Origin of the sequence: Butyricimonas sp. BSD2780061689_150309_C8 (genome assembly GCF_015560935.1) — a bacterium.
GTDB classification, from domain to species: Bacteria; Bacteroidota; Bacteroidia; order Bacteroidales; family Marinifilaceae; genus Butyricimonas; species Butyricimonas paravirosa.
The window spans coordinates 1-3,159 of sequence record NZ_JADMSV010000056.1 but is presented as its reverse complement, the minus strand read 5'-3'; the positions used below and the strand labels follow the sequence as shown (position 1 = coordinate 3,159).

At 46.5% G+C, this 3,159-nt stretch carries 2 protein-coding genes and 1 pseudogene; all 3 read left to right on the top strand.

From position 1 onward, the window contains the following. Positions 1-1,125: TraM recognition domain-containing protein (locus tag I2I33_RS20120; protein WP_229128402.1), on the top strand; the 1,125-nt coding region annotated here is incomplete at its 5' end. Between the two features lie 58 nt (positions 1,126-1,183). Further along, positions 1,184-2,521, top strand: coding sequence for an RNA-binding domain-containing protein (locus tag I2I33_RS20115; protein WP_087422712.1), 1,338 nt, complete (start codon positions 1,184-1,186; stop codon positions 2,519-2,521). Positions 2,522-2,795: 274 nt separating this feature from the next. Further along, positions 2,796-3,011, top strand: a pseudogene (locus tag I2I33_RS20110) (hypothetical protein); the annotation flags it as partial. Positions 3,012-3,159 lie beyond the last annotated feature (148 nt).

Genomic DNA, 3,159 nt, shown 5'->3' with positions numbered 1-3,159 from the left:
AACCGGGTCAATTTCGAGTGGATTTCAAGGACCAAGTTCTATTGGAAAAGAAGGGCCAAATTAGTGCGGATTTTCCAACTTGCTGCCATTATTTGGTATTTGCGCATCTATCAGGGCGGTAAGTATTGCACGTTCCCCCATGCCATAGAACTGCTGAACAAGAAATACGCCGATGTGTTCACGATTTTACGCAGCTATCCCGAACTGGAAAATTATCTTTCCCCGTTCGTGGACGCTTGGGAATCTGATGCCCAAGAGCAGTTGCAGGGGCAGATAGCCAGTGCGAAAATCCCGCTTTCAAGGATGATTTCACCCGCCCTTTATTGGGTAATGACAGGTGATGATTTTTCACTGGACATCAATAACCCAAAAGAGCCTAAAATACTGGTTGTCGGCAACAACCCCGACCGTCAGAACATCTATTCGGCGGCACTGGGGCTGTATAATTCCCGTATCGTGAAGCTGATAAACAAGAAAGGTCAGCTTAAAAGTTCGGTGATAATAGATGAACTACCGACTATATATTTTCGGGGGCTTGACAATCTGATTGCGACCGCCCGGAGCAATAAAGTGGCTGTTTTGCTGGGCTTTCTGGATTACAGCCAGCTTACCCGTGACTATGGCGACAAGGAAAGTCGTGTTATACAAAATACTGTGGGTAACGTGTTTAGCGGTCAGGTAGTCGGTGAAACGGCAAAAATACTGTCGGAGCGTTTCGGAAAGGTATTGCAGAAACGACAAAGCATGACGATTAACCAACGGGAGAAGTCCACTTCGATAAGTACCCAAATGGACAGCCTGATACCCGCCAGCAAAATATCCAACCTCACACAAGGCATGTTCGTGGGTGCGGTGGCGGACAACTTCGATGAACGGATAGAGCAGAAAATTTTCCACTGTGAAATCGTGGTGGACAATGAAAAGGTGAAGCGGGAAACCGCCCGATACGTGAAGTTGCCGCAGATTATCGACTTTATGGACAAGGACGGCAACGACCGGATGCAGGAGGAAATACAAGCCAACTACGACCGCATCCGTCAGGAAGTCCGGCAGATTGTCGAGGACGAGATAACCCGGATTAAAAACGACCCGGAGTTATGCCACCTGATAAGGGAAGAAGAATAACTGATATTCTTTCCTGACCCACAGTATTTTTACTAATTTTGCAACCAAAGAAAAGAGTATGAACGAAAACCAAAATATAGAATGGAAAGAAAGCTGGCGTGACGAGTATCTGAAATGGATATGCGGTTTTGCCAACGCCACAGGTGGCAAGATATATATAGGTATGAATGACAACGGTAAGGTGGTCGGCGTTGCCGATGCAGACAAACTGCTGGAGGACATACCGAACAAAGTGCGTGACGTGCTGGGTATCATCGTGGATGTGAACCTGCTGGAAGAAAACGGGCTGAAATATATCGAGATTGACGTACCGCCTTATTCAAACCCTATCAATTATAAAGGTCAGTACCATTACCGTAGCGGCAGCACGAAACAGGAGTTGAAAGGTGCGGCATTGAACCGCTTTATCCTGCAACGCACTGGCAGGCATTGGGATGAATTTCCCGTAGAGTGGGCAGGCATAGAGGAACTTTCCACCAGCGCATTAGACCGTTTCCGCAAGGAAGCTGCAAGAAGCGGACGTGTGGACGAGGGGGTTTTGAAAGATACAGTCGGAAACTTGTTGCACGATTTGCGGTTGATAGATGCCCAAACCAAATGTCCGACCCGTGCCGCCTTGCTGTTGTTCCACCCCGACCCGGAACGCTTTGTGACCGGGGCATATATCAAGATAGGTTTCTTTCGGGATGATAAAGGTAATTTGGAGTTTCAAGACGAGGTTCACGGCTCTTTAATGGAGCAGGTGGACAAGGCAATGGACTTGATAAAGACCAAATACCTGATTTACCACATTTCATACGAGGGTATATCCCGGCGTGAAACGCCGCAGTTTCCGGTGGAAGCTGTCAGGGAGTCACTGATGAATGCCATAGCCCATAAAGATTACGCCAGTGCCGTACCCATTCAGATTAGCGTGTTCCCCGACCATATCACCTTTTGGAACGCCGGGCAGTTGCCGGAAAGCTGGACGACCGAAAAACTTTTTGAAAGCCACCCGTCCTCTCCCTATAATCCGCTAATCGCCAACGCCTTTTTCAGAAGCGGGGACATTGAAAGCTGGGGACGTGGCTATAAACGCATCTTGGAAGCTGTCAGCGCATACAAGTTGTTGCCGCCCAAACTTGAAATGTTAAGCGGTCTGATGATTACTTATTATACCGATATACGTTCGCAACTATTGGCGCAGCGGGTGGATGAAAGGTATATTTCAGTTGTCGAGTATGCAGCCAAGAACGGACGTGTCACGAACTCGGACGTACAGAATATTTTGGGGGTAAGCAAGCCGACAGCATCCCGCATACTCCAGCAAATGAATGACTGGCTGGAAATGCAGGGTAAAGTGGGTAAAGGAACTTATTATACACCTAAATGGCTCACTAACGTATCAAGAATATAACGCCAATACTTATAATGTGTTGATTATAAGCCATAAACAATATATTCAAATGGCTCACAAATGGCTCATCTAAAGAGAGTGATTAATTTCGCTCTCTTTTTTTATGCCCTTTTCCAATTCTGCAACCATTAATTGCAGTAATTCATCCTACCCGGACAAATCAGGACAGCGCAGGACAAATACGGACACTCCTTTCCGCCTATCCCAATATAGTATATTTAGTGGCTACCTTTGGGTGGGACTATTCCCGTAACCACTAAAATTCCAATTATTTATGGCAAACAGAATGACCCCGCCCGCAGAGGGGCAGGAAAAAGACGTGCTGCTGGTCTTGGATAAACAGCAGGGTAAGGTGAGTGCCGTTAAGGGCATTGACAAGGACGGCAATTTGCAGACCGTACCGCCCACCGCCGCACACGGCGGTGAGTTCATGCAGGTGGACAAGAACAGCGATGTGTTTAGCAACTTCCTTTCCAACTGGAAATTCCAATGTAATTGACCCCTAGAATCCAACTTAAATTGCCCCCCTTTAAATTTTCCCCAGAAATAGCCAGATCATCCCTTTATACACGTGCATAAAATTCTACAGGTATGCCATTATTATTATTAAATTTTATTCACAAATATAGTGATTTTAT

Excerpts from the sequence above, each read along its gene's own strand:
- I2I33_RS20115 (WP_087422712.1), top strand. The coding sequence starts at position 1,184 with ATGAACGAAAACCAAAATATAGAATGGAAAGAAAGCTGGCGTGACGAG.